This is a genomic window from Caulobacter sp. 05T431, assembly GCF_056665975.1.
Window position 1 is genome coordinate 20848 of sequence record NZ_JBFTKU010000012.1, and the last position, 18886, is coordinate 39733.

Sequence of the window (18886 nt, forward strand, 5' to 3'; positions counted from 1 at the left end):
CGCGGCGCCGCTCCGGGCTCCTCCAGACTCGCCCCGGCGCTCCATCTAGGCGAGACTATCAGGCGGAGCGCAGGATGAAGATCGACACCGCCGCCTCGCAGACCCCAGGCGCCCGGCCCAGACTCCTGCTGAGGGTCGACGAGGCGCTGCGCTCGCGCGTGCGGTCCGGCATCCACCGGGTCATCGTCGAGATCGCCCGGGCCCTGCCCGCCCACGCGGAAACCCATCTGGTGCGCTGGGATCGCCAGGCCGGCCACCTGCGGCCCATCGACCGCCAGGAGTTCGACGCCCTGTTCGGCCCCGCGAACTGGCCCGAGGGCCTGACGCCCAATCCGGCGGCGCGGCGGGTCGGCTATCGCTTCGACGACCTCGTGCCCTGCGACGCCGACACCTGGCTGCTGAACCCGGACGTGCCCATCCACGAGCCGGACGGCGTCGAGATCCTGGCGCGCGCCGTCACCCAGTGCCGGGAGTACGGCGCGAACGTCGCCTCGATCTTCTACGACCTGATCCCGGCGACCAATCCGGCCTACGCCGGCGATCGCGCGGCCTATCTGTCCTATCTGTGCGAGATCGCCCGGTCCGACCTGGTCCTGCCGATCTCGCGGTACAGCGCCGGCGCCCTTCGCGACTTCTGGGGCAAGGTCGATCCCGGCCTGGGCGACATCCCGATCGTCGCCACGCCCCTCGCCGAGGCCAGCCCCCATCCCGACCGGTCGACCGGCGAGGCCGGCCGCGACAAGATCGTGCTGATTGGCGCGATCGAGCCGCGCAAGCGCCAGGTCGAGTTCCTCAAGGCCTATGCGGCGGCCCGCAAGGCTAGCCCCGCCGTCGCCGCGCTGGAGGTCTGCGTCGTGGGCTCCCTCCACCCCGCCGTGGCGCGCGACTTCAACCAGCTGGTCCGGCAGACCCCGAACGTCCGCTATCTCGACCACGCCCCCGACGCTGAGATCGCCGAACTGATGCGCCGCGCGGCGTTCACCGCCTTCGTGTCGGACGACGAGGGCTTCGGCCTGCCCATCACCGAGAGCCTGGCCGCCGGCGTCCCCTGCCTCTGCGCCGACTTCGGGGCGATGGCCGAGGTCGCCGAGCGCGGCGGCTGCCTGACCGTCGACGTGCGTGACCCGGCCGCCCTGGAAGCCGGCCTGCGCCGACTCGCCGAGGACGAGACCCTGCGGACCCGGCTGCGGGGCGAGATCGACCGCCGGCCAGTCCGGACCTGGTCAGATTACGCCCACGCCCTGGTCGTCGCCCTGGTCGAGGCCCGCCCCGTCGCGCCCGCCGACCCGGCGGCCGTCATCGACCTGGTCGGACTGGACCCCGCCCGGACGGCCGACCTGCTGGCGGTCGCCCGGGCGGACGTGGTGTCGGCGCCCGACCAGGCCTTGGCCGACCGGTTCATCCAGGCCGCGACGGAGGCCAAGGTCGACGATCTGCTGCCCAGCCGCTGGATCGTCGGCGACGCGGCCCAGGCCCAGGACGCCGGACTCCGGCTGGCGGCGCATCGCGGTCGTCTGGACCGGATCGGCCGCATCGAGCGCCGCTACGCGGCGGCGCGGCAGGCCCTGGCGGGCCAGACCGCGCCGCGGCCGGTCTTCCTGCGCATCGTCGTGTCCACCTACAATCGCCGCGCCTTCGTGGTCGAGAACGTCGGCTGGCTGCTGCGGGCGCTCAAGGACCAGCGGGACGTCGAGCTGGTCGTCGTCGACAACGCCTCGACCGACGGCACGGCCGAAGCCCTGCAACGCGCCTACGGCGCGCGGCTGAGGCTGATCGTCAACACCGCCAATCTGGGCATGCTGGGCAATATCCGCGCCTGCTCCCAGCTGGCGGGCGCCGACTATGTCTGGGTCGTCGGTGACGATGACTTCATCGTTCCCGACCAGGTCGCGGTCGTGGTGGCGGGGCTGAAGGCCGGCCTGGGCGTCCCGCTGGCCGCCGTGAACTTCGCCGTCTACCACCGCGAGACCCTGGGTCCGGCCGACCATGGCGGCGCGCTGATCGCCGGCCGCGCGCCGCTGGCGCCGCACGCCGCAGCCAGCGGCGTCTATCCCGTGCGGACCCTGGCCGAGCAACACGACAACCTCTTCACCGCCATCTACGGCGTGATCTGGCGCCACGACGTGCTGGCGGCGGCCTACGACCACACCTTCTCCGGCAAGCCCTTCGACAGCCTCGTCGAGTCCATCCCCTGCACCGAGACGATCCTGGAGAGCTTCGCCGCCGCCCCCGGCTATTGGCACAAGCCCGTCGCGATCGTCGGCAACGCCCATAACAGCTGGACCCGGCACCGGCCGCGCTGGCACGGCCGGCTGATGGCCGAGGCACTGGCCCTGGCCCGCGATGGCGGGGTCGATCCCAACGTCCTCTGGCCCTGGGCCCGCCTGCAAGCCGACCTCTACGAAGACGCCGTCGCCATCGCGCGTCGCGACGGCTTCACGCCCGAGATGCGGCCGGGCGACGACGACCTGGCCTGGCCGCTGTTCCGGCGTCGCCTGAGCGGAGCGGAATCCTCTTGAGCACGCCCGTGACCAAAGCCCTCAAGCTGCCCGGCGCCCTGGTCGGCGCCATCCGCCGCAACGGCGTGCGCAACATCGCCGTCTTCACGGGCGGCATGCTACGCAAACGCGGCCTCCTGGGCACGGCGCGGTACGCCCTGCTGGTCGCGGCCGGACGCGGCGCCCTCATCGACGCGCCGCCGCCGGGCGATCCCGGCCCTCAGCCGTTCGGCGGCGACCTGGACGCGCGCTACGCCCTGCCGGCGGCCAAATGGCGCGAACACCTGCGGCGGATGCGGGAGGCGCGCGGGTCAGACCCGGTCCCGACCGGCCGGCGACCGCTGGACCTGGGCGTCGTCCTGCTGGCCAACCCCGACGCGGGGCCCTCGGACCTGGCGCGGACGCTGGACGCCCTGGCCGCGCTGGACCCCGTCGGCCTGGCAGGCCCGCCCAGCGTCTTCGTCGCGGACCCTGGCCAATCCACGACGAGCCATCCGGGCCTGCGGATCGTCGGGTCCGCCGACCATCTGCCTGGCTCCGCCGACGCCTGGATCCTCTATCTGGCGATCGGGGATGTCGTGGCGGCCCATTTCCTTCACGCCGCGGCGACCGCCATGACGGCGAAGGCGCCCCAGGTGATCACCTTCGATCTCTTCCGCGAGGCGGACGGCCTGGCCTTCCCGCTGCTGCTGCCCGGGGCCAATCCGTTCCTGGCCCGCCATCTCGACTACGGCTTCTCGCGACTGATGCTGCGCGCGCCCCTGGCGAAGGGCGGCGACGTCGAGCGGCCCCGCGCTTCGTTGGACGCCTGGCTGCGGGACCGGCCGTCGCCCGAGGCGCGCTCGCGTTGGCGCCACCTGTTCGAACCGCTGGTCGAGGCGCGGCTGAGCGGCGAAGCGATCGCCGAAGCGATCGTCCCGTCCGCCCTGGACCGCCCGCCCGCTGAGCCGCGCGTCTCGATCGTCATCTGCACCAAGGACAAGGGCCACCTGCTGCGCCAGCTGTCCCGCGCCCTGCTGGCGGACGACGCGCGGATCGCCGAGGTGGTGATCGTCTCGAACAACACCGTCAGCCCGCACGCGGTCGAGACCCTGCGCGACCTGGCGGACCACCCCAAGGTCAAGGTCCTGACGCACGACGCGCCGTTCAACTTCTCGCGGCTCTCGAACCTGGGCGCGGCGGCGGCCAGCGGCGACTTCCTGCTGTTCTTGAACGACGACATCGTGCCCGTCAGCGACGACTGGCTGGGCGCGCTGCTGACGCCGTTCCAGGAGGATGCCGCCGTCGGCGTGACGGGGCCCMTGCTGGTCTATCCGGACGAAAGCATCCAGCACGCGGGGATGTACCTGGGCTATCGCGGCATCGCCGGCCACATCCTGCGCCACGGCCAGTCGCCGCGGGACGACTACCTGTTCTACACCACCGCCCCGCGCGAGGTGAGCGCCCTGACCGGCGCGGCCATGCTGGTGTCGCGCGCCTGTTTCGAGGCCCTGAACGGCTTCGACGAACTGCTGGCGACCCATCTGCAGGACGTCGATTTCAGCCTGCGGGCCAAGCACTCGGGGTTCGCCAACGTCTTCGAGCCCCGGGCGGTGCTGATCCACATGGAAAGCGTCTCGGTCAAGCCGATCGTCGCCGCCGAGGGTCGGTCGCTCCAGCGCCATCGCGAGCTGGAATATTTCCTGGCCCGCTGGGGCGACGTCGTCACGCGGGACGACCTGCACAATCCAGCGTTCGATCCGAACGACGAAAGCCTGCACGACCTGGCCTGAGGCCACCCCGCATTACCGCTTGCCGCACTCGGGCTTATCCTTAAGGTTGCCCCGTTGGGCATCAGCAGGCGCGCGCCGTGACCTGTCTCGACAAGGACTGGAGACGCAGCGTGAACGTGGTCCCCTTTTCCGAGCTCGACGAGCTTCTGAAGTCGTTCGACGAAGGCTACAAGGTCTCGCACGACGAGGCCTACAAGCGCTTCTCCCAGTCGCAGCTGGCGCCGCCGGACGACCTGCCCGCCGATCCGTTCTCGCCCGAATACCGCGAACGCTATCTGCAGCTCTACAAGCGCATCGCCAGCCGCGACGACTATGACGTCCAGAACGAACGCAGCCAGTTCGACGTCGATTCCCTGACCTATCGGCCGTTCCCCTACTTCACCAAGAGCCTGAAACTGGCTTCGGTGCACTACGGCCTGATGAGCAAGCTGTTCGAGGTCCTGGACGTGAAGCCCAGCGCCAAGATCCTCGAATGCGGCTTCGGCTGGGGCAACACCACCCTGGCCCTGGCCATGCTGGGCCACGACGTCACCGCCCTCGACATCGAGGAGCGCTATTGCGAGGTGGTCCGGCGTCGCGCCGACATGCTGCACGTCGACAACATCGAGCTGGTCAATTCCGACTTCCTGTGGGTCGAGACGACCGAAAAGAAGTTCGACGCCGTGATCTTCTTCGAATCCTTCCACCACTGCTGGGAGTTCGAGCGCCTGCTGAAGGCGCTGCACCGGGTGCTGCTGCCGGGCGGCAAGATCTATTTCGCCGCCGAGCCCATCAACACCGACTTCAAGACGCCGTGGGGCGTGCGGCTGGACGGGGAATCGCTCTGGGTCGCGCGCAACGCCGGCTGGATGGAGCTGGGCTTCCACAACGATTTCTTCGACGAACTGCTGCGCCGCACGGGCTGGCTGGGCGTCTGCATGCATCCGCACTTCTGGGTCGCGGCCTCGGCGAGCGAACCGATCGTGATCCCCGCCGACGACCCCCGCCTCCGCTCCCAGATCGGCGCGGTGAACGGCTCGGCCCTGGACGTCGAGGCCCCGGCCGGCTCGGCCGACTATTTCGCGGTCTTCGGCCCCTATATCGACATGCCCCGGGGCAAGTTCAGGGCCCAGCTGTCGGTCGACACCCGGTCTCGTCCGAAGAAGGGCGGCGTGGTGTTCGACATCTGCCGCAGCTCCGGAACCGACGTGCTCGGCTCGAAGGTCTGCGACGATCGGGAAATCGCGTCCGGAACCCTGACGCTCGACTTCAACCTGCCGGAGCGCGTCGAGGGCCTGGAGGCGCGGCTGCGGGTGCCGGCCGGCTACGCGGGCTCGATCTCCCAGCTTTCCTTCACCCTGCTGTAGGCTTCCGGGTCCGCGATCAAGCCCGGAGCGCGCCCTCCCGGGCCGGCGAGCCCAGACGCGGCGGTCGGCTGTGCGGCGAGCAGATCATCTCGTCCAGGCCCGGCAGGATCGACCGCGGCTTGAGCAGGAGGTCGGCCACGCCGCCATATCGGCGGATGTTGTGCTGGATGATGTCGGCGGCGCTTTCGGGCGCCGGGTGGAACTCTTCCTGGAAATAGGCGCCCAGGACGTCGCAGGAGGCCCACACCGCCGCCGCGAACGACATCGGGTCCACCTGGTGCACCACCATCTGGCAGGTGTTGAACTTCATCTGGACCAGAGGGCGCGATGTCTCAAGCAGCCTGCGCGCGCCGGACAGCACGTAGGGCTCGTAGCCCTCGGCGTCGATCTTCACGAAGGCGATGTCCCGGTCCGCGAAGTCGTCCAGCGTGATCGCCCGCGCACGGACCCCGCCCGTGGCGGCGATGACCGATGACCAGGGCCCGTTGTTCGTCAGGGTCAGCGCGCCGTGCGCGTCGCCCAGCGCCGCGTTGACGATCTCGACATTGGTGATCCCGTTGGCGTGGACGTTGCGCTGCAGGGACTCGAAGTTCGCGGGGACCGGCTCGATCGCGATGACGTGGCAATCGGGCCGCTGCACGGCCAGGGACAGGGCCGAGATCCCGATGCAGGCCCCCACGTCGATGCAGGTCGAGCCCGGCGGAAGACGCCGGGCGATCTTGTGCACCGAGCCGGCGTCAGCGTCCCAGCCGTCGCGGCCGGCCAGGTGGTGGTCGATCGAGTCGACGAAGGACAGCGCTCGGCCGCCGGCGCGGATGGAGATTTCCCTCAACTTTGACCCCCGTCCCTTCTCGCTGTTCCGCAAGCGCCGATCCGGGGCGCCCCCTCCGGACGAAACGCGCCGTCAGGCCGTCAGTTCACGTTTCCGCACCGACGACGAACTCGAACACGGGAACAACTTCGCCAAATCCGCCAAGTCCTTGGACTCGGCCTCGGGGAGCAACCTTTTTCAGGCCGTAACCTCCGCACGAGCAGGGTCGCATGGGCCGGTGTTTCCCAGCCCCCAGGACTTCCTATTCAGGATTGTTTATTGGCGAACTCATGACACCCGATATCCATAACGGCGTTCGCTAACCGGATAGACTGGAAAAATCAGCCGCGCAAGCGTCAGGCGGGCAGGTCGCGCAAGGTCTGGGCCAGCAGGCGGCCCTCGGCGCCCCGGCTGGAGCCCGCCCGCCAGGCCACGACGATCTCGCGGCTGGAGTGGTCGGAATTCAGGGGGCGGATGGTGACCGGCGCGTTCTGGGCCAGGCCCGCCGCCACCGCCATCGACGGCAGGAACGACACGCCCAGCCCCGAGCCGATCATCTGCACCAGGGTGGGCAGTGAGGTGGCCGCGAAGCTCTCCTCCTCGCCGACGCCCTTGGGCGGCTCCAGCCCGCAGGCGGCCAAGGCGTGGTCGCGCAGGCAGTGGCCGTCCTCCAGCAGGATCATGTCGTCGCCGCGCAGGCTGTCGGGATCGACGCGGTCGAAGGCCGCCATGCGGTGATTGGCCGGGGCGGCGGCCAGCAGTTCGTCGTCCTCGACATGGGCCCATTCCAGGCCTGTCATGTCATAGGGCAGGGCGATCAGGGCGGCGTCCAGCGATCCGGACTTCAGGGCGGCGATCAGCCGATGGGTCAGGTCCTCTCGCAGATAGAGCTTCAGCTTGGGGAACTGGTCGCGCAGGGCGGGCAGGGCGCGAGGCAGGAGATAGGGGGCGACGGTCGGGATGACGCCCAGGCGGAACCGCCCCGCCAGCGGCTGGCCCGCGCCGCGCGCCGCCTGCACCAGGTCTTCCGCCTGGGCCAGGATCGCCTCGGCCCGGCGCACGGCTTCCTGGCCGGCGGCGGTCAGGATCACGCCCGAGCGGGCCCGGTCGACCACCGGGGCGCCCAGGATTTTCTCCAGCTCCTGGATGCCGGCCGACAGGGTCGGCTGGGTGACGTGGCAGGCCTCGGCCGCGCGGCTGAACGAGCCGTGTTCGGACAGGAGCTTCAGATACTGCAGCTGGCGGAGGGTCGGGAGCATGGTTCTTAGATAGGGTCGATCTATCGGATTTCACAAGACAATCGACCATGCCTTTGCTGCGACCGCGAAGACTGGCGGCTGGCCACATAGAGCGACCCTATCGGCGAACATGAAACAATCGATTGGCCCTATCGATTTCCCTTCCGTACAAGGCTCCTCGCAATTCCTGCAGGAGAACTTCATGTCCTTGATCAACACCCAGATCAAACCCTTCACCGCCCAGGCCTACAAGGGCGGCAAGTTCGTCGAGGTCAGCGACGCCGACCTGAAGGGCAAGTGGTCCGTCGTGTTCTTCTACCCGGCCGACTTCACCTTCGTCTGCCCGACGGAACTGGAAGACCTGGCCGACAACTACGCCACGTTCCAGCGTCTGGGCGTCGAGATCTACGCGGTGTCGACCGACACCCACTTCTCGCACAAGGCCTGGCACGACAGCTCGCCGGCGATCGGCAAGATCCAGTACGTCATGGTCGGCGACCCCTCGGGCGTCATCACCAACAACTTCGAAGTCATGCGCCCGGGCGTCGGCCTGGCCGACCGCGGCACCTTCCTGATTGATCCGGAAGGCGTGATCCAGTTCACCGAAACGACCGCCGAAGGCATCGGCCGCAACGCCATCGAACTGCTGCGCAAGATCAAGGCCGCCCAGTACGTCGCGTCGCACCCGGGCGAAGTCTGCCCGGCCAAGTGGGAAGAGGGTGAGAAGACCCTGGCCCCGTCGCTCGACCTGGTCGGCAAGATCTAAGCCTTCCACGGCTTGTCGCGGCCCTCGGGTCGCGGCACGGCGCGCCGCCGGTTCCGTCAGCCCACGGAACCGGCGGCGACGCCCACACTTCCCAGACATTCCCGCGTCGCGTCCTTCCTCCCCCCTGAGGCCGCGCCGCCCCCGCAGTCGGAGCCCCGCCATGTTGGACGATGGTCTGAAGACCCAGCTGAAAGCCTATCTGCAGAACCTGCGCCAGCCGATCGAACTGGTCGCCTCGCTGGGCGAGGGCCAGGGTTCCAAGGACATGCTGGCGCTGCTCGAGGACGTCGCCGGGACCTCCGACAAGGTCAGCCTGAACCTGGCCGGCGACGACGCCCGCAAGCCGTCCTTCGCCATCGCCCGCGCGGATGGAAGCGCCCCTAAAGACAAGGTTGGGGTGCGCTTCGCCGGCCTGCCGCTGGGCCACGAGTTCACCTCGCTGGTGCTGGCCCTGCTGCACGTGGGCGGCCACCCGCCCAAGTTCGACGCCGAGGTGCTGGACCAGGTCCGCGCCCTGGAGGGCGCGTTCCGCTTCGAGACCTATTTCTCGCAGAGCTGCCAGAACTGCCCGGACGTGGTCCAGGCGCTGAACACCATAGCCGCCCTGAACCCCAACATCACCCACGTCGCCATCGACGGCGCGCTGTTCCAGGCCGAGGTCGAGGAACGCCAGGTCATGGCCGTGCCGACCATCCTGCTGAACGGCCAGCCGTTCGGCCAGGGCCGCATGAGCCTGGAACAGATCCTKGCCAAGCTGGACACCGGCGCCGCCGATCGCGCCGCCGAGAAGATCAAGACCAAGGATGCCTTCGACGTTCTGGTCGTCGGCGGCGGTCCCGCCGGAGCCGCGGCGGCGATCTACGCCGCCCGCAAGGGCATCCGCACCGGCGTGGCGGCCGAGCGCTTCGGCGGCCAGGTGCTGGACACCATGGCCATCGAGAACTTCATCTCGGTGTCCCACACCGAAGGCCCCAAACTGGCCTCGGCGCTGGAGCAGCACGTCAAGGACTACGACGTCGACATCATGAACCTACAGAAGGCCGTGGGCCTGGTCCCGGCCAAGACCTCCGGCGGCCTGATCGAGGTCAAGCTCGAGAACGGAGCCAGCCTGACCTCGCGCAGCGTGATCCTGGCCACCGGCGCCCGCTGGCGGAACATCAACGTGCCCGGCGAGGCCGAATACAAGAACAAGGGCGTGGCCTACTGCCCGCACTGCGACGGCCCGCTGTTCAAAGGCAAGCGCGTGGCGGTGATCGGCGGCGGCAACAGCGGCGTCGAGGCGGCCATCGACCTGGCCGGTCTGGTCGCCCACGTGACCCTGATCGAATTCGACAGCCAGCTGCGGGCCGACGCCGTCCTGCAGCGCAAGCTGGCCAGCCTGCCCAACGTGCGCATCGTCACCTCGGCCCTGACCACCCAGGTGTTGGGCGACGGGAACAAGGTCACCGGCCTGACCTACAAGGACCGCAACCACGACCAGGTCCACACGGTCGACCTGGAAGGCGTGTTCGTGCAGATCGGCCTGGTGCCCAACACCGAGTGGCTGAAGGACACGGGCGTGGCCCTGACCCCGCGCGGCGAGATCGAGGTCGACCATCGCGGCGAGACCTCGCTGCCCGGCGTGTTCGCGGCCGGCGACGCCACGACCACCCCCTACAAGCAGATCATCATCGCCATGGGCGAGGGCTCGAAGGCGGCCCTGTCGGCCTTCGACTACATGATCCGCCTGGACCCGGATGTCCCGGCCGAACAGGAAGCCGCCTGACCCGCGAGGCGAAAGCCTCTCGAACAGCGCCAAAAGCCGTCGCGATCGCCCTTTCCGGGCCGTCGCGGCGGCTTTCTTGCGTCCGGTGATGCGGCAATGCGCCTCTCGCCGAACGCGCGATCTTGACCTCGACAGCAATCTTGACCGCGGGCTATCCTGTTAACGAATGGGCAAATGATTCTGCGCGGCCAGGGGTCGAATCAACGCGACGGGCGTTGTTTCCGCAGATCGTTAGAAGGTGGGCACGACATGAGGCTGCTGTCTAAGGGCGATCGCAACACCAAGGGCGGCGTCAAGCCGGTCATGCTGGCCGCCGAGAACGATCGTCCCGAGGGCGACGGCGCCGGCCTGATCGAGGCCACCCAGGCGATCGGCGTCCGCTACGAGACCATCCACGGCGGGCTGGACAGCATCAGCCGCGTGGTCGAGCACCTGCGCGCCATCGAGCCGCTGCTCTCCGAGATCCGCACCCCCGTCGCCGAGGAGTTCGAGGCCCGCCGCGCCGAGCACGCCGAACTGATCGCCCTGCGCGCCGCCCACGAACAGGCCGCCCGCCTGCTGGCCGCCGCCCAGGCCGAGGAACGCGAGCTGTCCGCCAAGCTGGCGACCTCCGAGGCCGCCCTGACCGAATCCGACGCGCGTCGCCAGCAACTGGACGTCGCCCTCGAGGACGGCGCCCTGGAGATCGACCGCCTGCGCAACGGCCTGCAGCAGTCCGAGCTGAAGGTCGGCGGCCTGGAGGCCTCCCTGCGCGACGCCACGGCCCGCGCCGAGCACCTGACCCAGGACGTCGAGACCCTGCGCGTCCAGACCCAGGACATCGACGCCCGTCGCGGCGAATCCGAAGCCTTCCTGGCCGCCGCCAAGCAGCAGATGGCCCTGCAGGTCGAAGAGCTGGGCACCCTGAAGAAGCGCCTGGAACAGGCCGGCGCCGACGTGGCCCGCCTGTCGCGCATCGAGACCGAGCTGGAAGCCCAGGTCGCCGCCGAGCGCGCCCGCGTGCTGGCCGCCGACAACGCCCTGACCACCGTCCAGGCCGACAGCGCCCGCACGATCCGCGGCCTTGAAGCCCAGGTCGAGTCCGGCCGCGCCGAGGTGCTGGCCCTGCAGACCCGCCTGGAGACCGCCACCGGCCGCGCCGACAAGCTGGAAGAGATGAACGGCCAGATCTCGGCCCGCCTCAACGACTCCAGCGCCCAGCAGCAGGCCGTCGAGCGTCGGGCCGGCGWCCTGAACGTCGCCCTGGAGCGCGCCCTGGAGCGGGTCCGCAATCTGGAGGACGAGGTCGAGGACCTGCGCGGCCGTCACGCCGGCGTCGACACCGCCCGCGCCGCCGCCATCGAGCGCGCCGACCAGCTGGCCAAGACCGTCGGGGCCCACGAGAAGGCGCTCAAGCGCGCCGAGGAACGCGCCGCCCAGCTGCGCACCCGCTTCGAGGCCCTGCAGGCCTCGGAAGACGAGACCCGCCGCGCCCACGACGAGAAGATCGCCGAGATGCAGGCCGAGATCGAACGGATCCGCTCGGAGGCCGCTCTGGCCGAAGGCGCCCTGGAATCGGCCCGCCGCGACCGCTCGCGTCTGCAGATGGCCCTGCTGGGCGCCACCGGCGACGACGTCCAGGCCGCCGGCTGAGGCGCTTTCGAGCGAAGTCGGAGTCGGTTCGCGTCACAAATGCGCGCCAGGCAAGGAAATCTGGAATGGGCCTGGTCCGATCGCGATMAGGCCCATTTTGGTTTTACCGGCTTGGCGTCGCCGTTTCCAGTTTCGGGACGGCGGCGGGCGGCGGGGTCTTCCCCGTCGACAGCCGATCGAACACCTCCGGCGGCTGGCTGGCCAGCGTGGCCTTCAGCCGCTCCATCGGCGCCTGGCTTTCGGTGATCCGGCCGCTGCGGGGCCGGTCGATGTCGAGCGTCAGCAGCAGCGAGATCGTCAGGAGGATGAACAGGAAGGCGGTCGCCCCGCGCCCTTCCTTGTTCGCGCCCGCATAGCCCAGCACGCCGGCCGAGGTGATCACGTAGATGAACAGCACGAAGAAGACCGCGCTGGGCACGCGGGCCAGCCGGGCGGCCTTCCGCGCGGCGTCCAGGTCGATCATGTTGTTCATGCTGTCGAGATACGCGCTGGAGAAGTCCAGGCCCTTGATCGACGGCCAGGCGGCCAGGGTCGCGGTCCACAGGTCGGTCAGCATCTGGTCGTTCTTGGCCAGCAGGGTCGGGACCTGGTCGACCGGGGCCTTGGCCAGGGCGAGCCGGTTGTCGGTGTAGTCCACCAGCATCTTGCTGATCCGGACGCGATCGACGGGCTCCAGCATCTGGGTGCGCAGATAGGTGGTGCCGATGGCGTTGGACTCCTCGAGCACCAGCAGGCGCCGGGCCTCGAAGCGGTCCACGGCCAGCGAGAAGGTGAAGCCCATCAGCAGGGCCAGCAGGCCCAGGGTGGCCGAGACGATGTAGCCCTCCTTGCCGTCTTCGTCCTTGCCGTCGTCGTCCTTCCCCGCCCTGGCCTTGCCCATGCGCCGCTTCACGAATTCACCCACCAGCGAGGCGACGAACATGGCGACGAGCAGGGCCAGGCCGATCTGCCAGGTCGACGTGGTTTCCAGCCAGTTGGCGAAAGCGCCGGTCATCGGGCGGCGGCCTTGCAGCCGATCGGGCGGACGGGGAGGCCGCTGGCCATCTTCCGGACCTTTCCGTGGAGCGAAATTCCGCGCCGATCTTTCGGCGCGAAGCTTGGCTCCGCCATGGGGCGAAACCCTGGAGAGGGTGGTTCTTCCCCCGGACTTTGACCGTCCGTGAAAGGTGAGAAGAATCTACTATAGCGTTTATATGTTGACGACTCTCCGTTTGGATGATCAGCCTGTGGCGAAGCTCGGGCCCATGACGCATGGCGCGGCCTTGCGCGGACCCGGCCGACAACGGGCGGAGCGACAACGGGCGGAGGGCGTGATGAAAATCTCGGGAACGGAACGGAAGATCGGCTGGCGGGCGCTGGCCGCGACCCTGGTGTGCCTGGCGGGCGGGGGCGCCTTGTTCGCCGCCAAGGCGATCGACGCGGCGCCGCCGGCCAAGCCGGCCTATCTGGCGGCCTTCCCCAATTTCGCGCCGAAACTGACGCCGCAGATGCCGGGCGACGTCGATATCGCCCTGAAAAAGCAGCTGGAGAAGGTCCAGAAGTTCTCCGAGGTGCAGCGCGAGTTCGACCTCTATTCCTGGCAGATGTTCCTGGCGCTGAACTGGCCCACCAACAACCAGGGCGTGGCGGCGCCGAAGCTGACCGACACCAAGTTCGGCCAGCCGCACTGGACGCTGTGGCACAATTCCAGTTCGATCTTCCAGACCGACGGCGCGCGGCCGTCCGCCTGCGGCCTGGCGCCCAAGGCCAGGACCCTGATGCTGGTGCGCAGCGACCTGGCCAAGCCGGTCAGCAAGGGCCTGGCCCCGTTCTCGGTCCAGGCCGCCAAGGCCGATCCGCGGGCGACGCGGTTCCTGGGCGTGCTGTCGGCGGTGGGCGAGTTGAACGCGTCCAACCTGGGCAGCCTCAGCGACATCAACCAGGCCTTCTCGGGCCCGATGATCGATCAGAACGGCGAGTTCGTTTATTACGAGATCATGATCGACCCCAACGAGGTCGGCTATCTCTGCGACAACAGCCTCTACAACATCAACGGCCAGGTCGCCTTCTCCAAGGCCGGCAAGAAGGTGGCCATGCCGCTGGGCACGCCGGGCCAGGACTGGAGCGGCTCGTTCGAGCTGAAGTTCGCCTGGCGGATCCTGAAGTCGGGCAAGGACGACTTCAGCCGCTTCCACACCAGCCCCGCCGTGGTCATCGACCAGGGGCCGGACGGCAAGCAGCTGGAGCGCAAGGTGACGGTCGGCCTGGTCGGCATGCACATCGGCCACAAGTCCACCACCTCGCCGCAATGGATCTGGTCCACCTTCGAGCAGGTCGACAACCTGGACGTCGACACCGTGGCCCACCCCAAGCTGAACCCCTCGTTCGTCGACCCCAACTGCCCGATCTGCGCGGTCGACCAGCTGCCGCAGGCCGACAAGTCCGGCGTCTATCCGCGTATCCCGACCCAGGCCTGGCGCGGCATCCCGATCCCGGGCGACAAGGTGGCGCTGAACCGCCAGGCCCAGGCGGCGCTCAAGGCCCAGGGCTCGGTCTGGCAGTACTACCAGCTGATCGACACCCAGTGGCCCACCGACCCGACGGCGGCGCCCTCGCCGTGGAACGGCGGCCTGCCCAATGCGGTGACCAACAAGCCGGGCGGCAATCCGACGCCGGTCTTCCTGACCAACGTCACGATGGAGACCTACTTCCAGAAGGGCAACGAGCAGGCCTGCCACGGCGAGGAGCTGCCCAACGGCCAGTCCTGCCCGGCCTCCGGCGCGGCCCAGCCGCCGGTCTGGAATTCGGTGCTGAACAACCAGGGCAAGCCGATCACCCCCGGGGTCAACACCCTGATCTACCAGACCGAAAGCTGCATGGGCTGCCACTCGTCGGCCGGGGTCTGGACCTCGTACGATCCCAAGTCCGGCCAGGGCAACCAGTCGGGCCAGCTGACCGCCGACTTCTCCTGGCTGATGAGCCAGAAGGCCAGCTGGCAGAAGTAGGCGAAACCGTCGTCATCCCGGGCCTCACGCCCGGGGTGACGACCGGTGCTACGGCGCCTTGCCCGTCTCGACATAGGCCTTGAACCGGTCGAACTGCTCGCCCAGCACCGCGTCGACGCTCGGCGCGATCTTGTCGAGCCCGCCCTTCATGTAGCCGCCGGCGTCGAAGGTCTGGGTCAGGGTGGTCTTGCCGTCCTTTTCGACCAGGGTCCAACCCAGGTGGCCGGCGGCGCCGGACATCTGCAGCGGCCCCAGGGCGCCGTACAGACGCAGGGCCTGGCCGGGCTGGGCGTAGACCACGGTCATGTGCATGACCGACCCGCCGTTCGGCAGTTTCTCGCAGAAGCAGCCGCCGGCCATCGGGGCCAGCGACAGGTTGACCGCCGAGCCCGACCAGGTGTGGTCCTTGCTCCACCACTGCGACGGCTGGGCCAGGGCCGCATAGACCTTGTCGGCCGGGGCGTTCAGCACGGCGACGCGCTTGACCTCGAAGCCGTTGGGCTGGGCGTCGACGACCTCGGCGTGGGCGGCGGTCGCGGTCAGGGCGAGCGTGGCGGCGATCAGCAGGTGTTTCATGGGGTGGCCCCTCCCGTTTGGAGGAAGGGTGCCGCCTGCGACCATCGCGTCAAGTCGCCACTTGCCCCCACCTGGCGGCTTCGCCGCCTGTCCGCCCCCATAGGGGGCGGAGGACGCCGCGCTGAGCCCTCTTCCCCCTGTGGGGGAAGACGACCGCGAAGCGGTCCGTAGGGGGCAAGTGTTAACCGCCTGGACGTCTCAAATAAGCTTCAGGCCGCCTCGAACCGCAGCGGTCCGCCCCAGAAGCTTTCCACCAGGGCGTTCTGCGGGCCGGGCGCGCCGGTGGTCAGGAACCTGCGGGCGCCGCCGGTCCCCGGATCGAACTCCGGGTGGCGCTGCAGGTAGAGCTCCAGGGCGTCGGCCGTCGAGGCCGGCTGGTGGATCACCGGCGTCCCGGCCGGCAGGGCGGCGCGGAAGATGTCGGCGATGATCTCGTAGTGGGTGCAGCCCAGCACCGCGCGGTCGGGATAGCGGCCGATGCGGGTCTTCAGCGCCTGGACATAGCCGTCGACCGCCTTGGCCAGGTCCACGACGCCGGCGTCGGCCTCGATCATCGGCACCAGGTCCGGGCAGGGCTGGGAGAACACCGCGATGTCCTGCTTGCGCTTGTCGATCTCGATCTCGTAGACGCGCGAATTGGTCGTGCCCTGCGTCGAGAACACGCCCAGCACGTCCAGCTGCTCGACCTTGTCGCCGCGCCGCTCGGCCTCGTGCTCCCACGGCAGGCCGGTGGCGGCCTCGATGGTCGGCACAATGATGCCCAGCACGTTAATCGGCCGTCCCAGCGACTTGCGATAGCCCGGCAGCCAGGTCTGCTGCAGACGGCGCAGGGCGATGGCCGAGGCGGTGTTGCAGGCCAGGACCACCAGGCTGGCGCCGGTGTCGAACAGGCGCTCGCAGCCGGCCTTGGTCAGGGCGACGACCTCCTCGCCGGGCCTGYCGCCATAGGGGGCGTTGGCCTGGTCGGCCAGATAGGTGAAGTCCGCCTGGGGCAGACGGTTCACGAGGGCGCGGTGKACCGTGAGGCCGCCCACGCCGGAGTCGAAGACGCCGATGGACATGATCCTGGCTTACCCCGCCCTCGCCCGGCCGTCCACGCGGCGCCTTTGAGATTCTGGCGCCGATCCCATGCAGTCCCGATCGCGCACGAACCGGCCCCGAGGGAACAGGCGTGCGCGAGTTCCTGTCGTCGAATTCATCTCCCGTGGGACGATTTCCGCGCGAAAGCGCTTACCTAGCGACCACGCGACGCTCTAGGGTTCCGCTTCCCATTCGCCGGAGACCCGCCGTGAAGCGTCGTTCCTTCCTCGCCGCCGCCAGCGCGACCGCCCTGACGCCCATGATCGCCCCAATGTCCGCTAGAGCCGCCACCCCCGCCGCCGCTTCCGGCAACCCCCTGCTGGCCCAATGGACAGGTCCGCATGGCGGCCTGCCGCCGCTGGACAAGGTCAAGCCCGAGCTGTTCGCCTCGGCCTTCGAGGCGGCCATGGCCGAGCAGCGCCAGGAGCTGTTCGCCCTGACCGCCAAGCGCTCGGCCCCGACCTTCGAGACCATCCTGGCGGCCTATCAGGACTCCGGCCGGACCCTGAACCGGGTCGGCGCGCTGTTCGGGGTGTTCACCTCGACCATGAACGACGCGGCCATGCAGAAGGTCGAGGCCGAGAGCACGCCCAAGCTGGCGGCCTTCAGCGACGAGATCATCCAGAACGAGCAGCTGTTCGCCCGCATCAAGGCCGTCTACGACGCCCGCGAGACCGCGAACCTGACGCCCGAGCAGAAGCGCCTGACCTGGGTGGTCTACAACAGCTTCGCCCGCCAGGGCGCGGCGCTGGACGCCGCCAAGAAGGCGCGCCTGGGCCAGATCAACCAGGCCCTGGCCAGCCTCTACACCAAGTTCAGCCAGAACGAGCTGGCCGACGAGGAGGGCTACACCCTGGAGCTAGCCGAGGGCGACCTGGCCGGCCTGCCGGACTCGGTGAAGGCCGGGGCGGCGGCGGCGGCCGAGGAGAAGGGCCTGAAGGGCAAGTGGCTGATCACCAACACCCGCTCGTCCATGGAGCCCTTCCTGGTCTATTCCGACCGTCGCGACCTGCGCGAGAAGGGCTGGAAGATGTGGGTGTCGCGCGGCGACAACAACGACGCCCATGACAACAAGGCGGTGATCACCGACATCCTCAAGCTGCGCGCCGAGAAGGCCCAGCTGCTGGGCTTCCCGACCTACGCCCACTGGATCACCGACGACCAGATGGCCAAGACCCCGGACGCGGCCATGGACCTGATGATGCAGGTCTGGAAGCCGGCCGTGGCCCGCGTCCACGAGGAAGTGGCCGACATGCAGAAGGTGGCCGACGCGGAAGGCGCGACCTTCAAGATCGCCCCCTGGGACTACCGCCACTACGCCGAGAAGGTGCGCAAGGCGCGCTACGACCTCGACCAGAACGTCGTGAAGCCCTACCTGCAGCTGGAGAAGCTGCGCGAGGCCATCCACTGGGCGGCGGGCCAGCTCTACGGTTTCACCTTCACCCAGATCAAGGACGTGCCGGTCTGCCATCCCGACGTGCGCGTCTGGGAGGTGACCAAGGGCGGTCAGCGCGTGGGCCTGTGGTACTTCGACCCCTACGCCCGGGCCGGCAAGCAGTCGGGCGCCTGGATGAGCGAGTATCGCACCCAGGAGAAGTTCCGCGGCGTGGTCACCCCGATCGTCTCCAACAACTGCAACTTCGTGAAGGGCAAGCCCGGCGAGCCGGTGCTGATCTCGTGGGACGACGCCTCGACGATGTTCCACGAGTTCGGCCACGCCCTGCACGGCCTGAACTCGGACGTGAACTATCCCGGCCTGGCCGGCACCAACGTGGCCCGTGACTTCGTCGAGTTCCCCAGCCAGCTGAACGAGCACTGGCTGCCGACCAAGCCGGTGCTGACCCAGTTCGCCGTCCACTACCAGACCGGCAAGCCGATCCCCGACGAACTGGTGGCCAAGATCGAGAAGGCCAAGACCTTCAACCAGGGCTTCTCGACCGTCGAGTACCTGGCCTCGGCGATCTACGACATGAAGATCCACCTGGCCGCCCAATGGCGTCCAGGTGGGGGCCAGGCGATCGACCCGGCGGCGTTCGAAAAGTCGGCCATGGCCGAGATCGGCCTGCCGTCCGAGATCGTCATGCGCCACCGGCCCACCCAGTTCGGCCACATCTTCTCGGGCGACGGCTATTCGGCCGGCTACTACGACTACATCTGGGCCGACACCCTGACCGCCGACGCGGCCGAGGCGTTCGAGGAGGCGCCCGGCGGCTTCTACGACAAGGCCGTGGCCAAGCGCCTGCACGACGACATCATGAGCGTGGGCAACACCATCGACGCGGGCGAGGCCTTCCGTCGCTTCCGCGGCCGCGACGTGAAGATCGGCGCCCTGATGCGCAACCGGGGCTTCCCGGTTCCGCCGGGGGCTTGAGGATCCGCCCTGCTTTCGCCCAAGGTCGCTCGCCTCTATCTAGGGCG

At 69.0% G+C, this 18886-nt stretch carries 13 protein-coding genes; 8 read left to right on the forward strand and 5 right to left on the reverse strand.

Annotated features, from left to right (window positions below):
* Positions 1-74 precede the first annotated feature (74 nt).
* The 3 genes from AC1U89_RS12540 (at position 75) to AC1U89_RS12550 (ending at position 5616) form a co-directional block, all read left to right on the forward strand.
* Positions 75-2519, forward strand: a complete 2445-nt coding sequence (locus AC1U89_RS12540; RefSeq protein ID WP_479900030.1) for a glycosyltransferase — start codon at positions 75-77, stop codon at positions 2517-2519.
* 8 nt (positions 2520-2527) lie between these two features.
* A complete protein-coding gene (locus tag AC1U89_RS12545; RefSeq protein WP_479900031.1) occupies positions 2528-4270 on the forward strand; it encodes a glycosyltransferase in 1743 nt (580 codons plus the stop codon).
* A 110-nt stretch (positions 4271-4380) separates the two neighbouring features.
* Positions 4381-5616 carry a class I SAM-dependent methyltransferase gene (locus AC1U89_RS12550; RefSeq protein WP_479900032.1) on the forward strand — a complete coding sequence of 412 codons (1236 nt, stop codon included), beginning with the start codon at positions 4381-4383 and terminating at the stop codon, positions 5614-5616.
* A gap of 16 nt (positions 5617-5632) precedes the next feature.
* Here the strand turns inward: AC1U89_RS12550 and AC1U89_RS12555 are convergent, their stop codons facing one another.
* Positions 5633-6448: an FkbM family methyltransferase gene (locus AC1U89_RS12555; RefSeq protein ID WP_479900033.1), complete on the reverse strand. Its 816-nt coding sequence runs from the start codon at positions 6446-6448 to the stop codon at positions 5633-5635.
* Between the two features lie 335 nt (positions 6449-6783).
* Positions 6784-7686 (reverse strand): hydrogen peroxide-inducible genes activator, encoded by a 903-nt coding sequence (locus AC1U89_RS12560; RefSeq protein WP_479900034.1) that lies wholly within the window; start codon positions 7684-7686, stop codon positions 6784-6786.
* Positions 7687-7867: 181 nt separating this feature from the next.
* Here AC1U89_RS12560 and ahpC point away from each other — a divergent pair, with 181 nt between their 5' ends.
* The 3 genes from ahpC (at position 7868) to AC1U89_RS12575 (ending at position 11828) form a co-directional block, all read left to right on the forward strand.
* Entirely contained in the window at positions 7868-8431 is a 564-nt protein-coding gene (gene ahpC, locus AC1U89_RS12565) for an alkyl hydroperoxide reductase subunit C (protein ID WP_029909503.1), read from the forward strand.
* A 160-nt stretch (positions 8432-8591) separates the two neighbouring features.
* Positions 8592-10196, forward strand: a complete 1605-nt coding sequence (gene ahpF / locus AC1U89_RS12570) for an alkyl hydroperoxide reductase subunit F (protein ID WP_479900035.1) — start codon at positions 8592-8594, stop codon at positions 10194-10196.
* 249 nt (positions 10197-10445) lie between these two features.
* Complete coding sequence (locus tag AC1U89_RS12575) at positions 10446-11828, forward strand: intermediate filament-like cell shape determinant CreS (protein ID WP_479900036.1); 1383 nt, start codon at positions 10446-10448, stop codon at positions 11826-11828.
* 103 nt (positions 11829-11931) lie between these two features.
* On the opposite strand, the gene AC1U89_RS12580 is transcribed toward AC1U89_RS12575, so the two are convergent.
* Positions 11932-12822 (reverse strand): bestrophin-like domain, encoded by an 891-nt coding sequence (locus AC1U89_RS12580; protein WP_479900037.1) that lies wholly within the window; start codon positions 12820-12822, stop codon positions 11932-11934.
* 319 nt (positions 12823-13141) lie between these two features.
* On the opposite strand from AC1U89_RS12580, the gene AC1U89_RS12585 reads away from it, so the two are divergent.
* On the forward strand, positions 13142-14812 hold the full coding sequence (locus AC1U89_RS12585) for a hypothetical protein (protein ID WP_479900038.1): 1671 nt from the start codon (positions 13142-13144) through the stop codon (positions 14810-14812).
* A 48-nt stretch (positions 14813-14860) separates the two neighbouring features.
* Here AC1U89_RS12585 and AC1U89_RS12590 read toward each other — a convergent pair whose 3' ends face one another.
* Together AC1U89_RS12590 and AC1U89_RS12595 are read right to left on the reverse strand one after the other, a co-directional pair.
* Positions 14861-15388 (reverse strand): SRPBCC family protein, encoded by a 528-nt coding sequence (locus tag AC1U89_RS12590; RefSeq protein WP_479900039.1) that lies wholly within the window; start codon positions 15386-15388, stop codon positions 14861-14863.
* Between the two features lie 209 nt (positions 15389-15597).
* Complete coding sequence (locus AC1U89_RS12595; RefSeq protein ID WP_479900040.1) at positions 15598-16449, reverse strand: glutamate racemase; 852 nt, start codon at positions 16447-16449, stop codon at positions 15598-15600.
* Positions 16450-16676: 227 nt separating this feature from the next.
* Between AC1U89_RS12595 and AC1U89_RS12600 the strand changes: the two genes are divergently transcribed.
* Positions 16677-18839 carry a M3 family metallopeptidase gene (locus AC1U89_RS12600; protein WP_479900041.1) on the forward strand — a complete coding sequence of 721 codons (2163 nt, stop codon included), beginning with the start codon at positions 16677-16679 and terminating at the stop codon, positions 18837-18839.
* Positions 18840-18886 lie beyond the last annotated feature (47 nt).

Bases quoted from the DNA above. Each gene is read 5' to 3' on its own strand.
- AC1U89_RS12540 (WP_479900030.1), top strand. From the start codon at position 75: ATGAAGATCGACACCGCCGCCTCGCAGACCCCAGGCGCCCGGCCCAGA.
- AC1U89_RS12560 (WP_479900034.1), bottom strand. From the start codon at position 7,686: ATGCTCCCGACCCTCCGCCAGCTGCAGTATCTGAAGCTCCTGTCCGAA.
- ahpC (WP_029909503.1), top strand. From the start codon at position 7,868: ATGTCCTTGATCAACACCCAGATCAAACCCTTCACCGCCCAGGCCTAC.
- AC1U89_RS12580 (WP_479900037.1), bottom strand. From the start codon at position 12,822: ATGACCGGCGCTTTCGCCAACTGGCTGGAAACCACGTCGACCTGGCAG.
- AC1U89_RS12585 (WP_479900038.1), top strand. From the start codon at position 13,142: ATGAAAATCTCGGGAACGGAACGGAAGATCGGCTGGCGGGCGCTGGCC.
- AC1U89_RS12590 (WP_479900039.1), bottom strand. From the start codon at position 15,388: ATGAAACACCTGCTGATCGCCGCCACGCTCGCCCTGACCGCGACCGCC.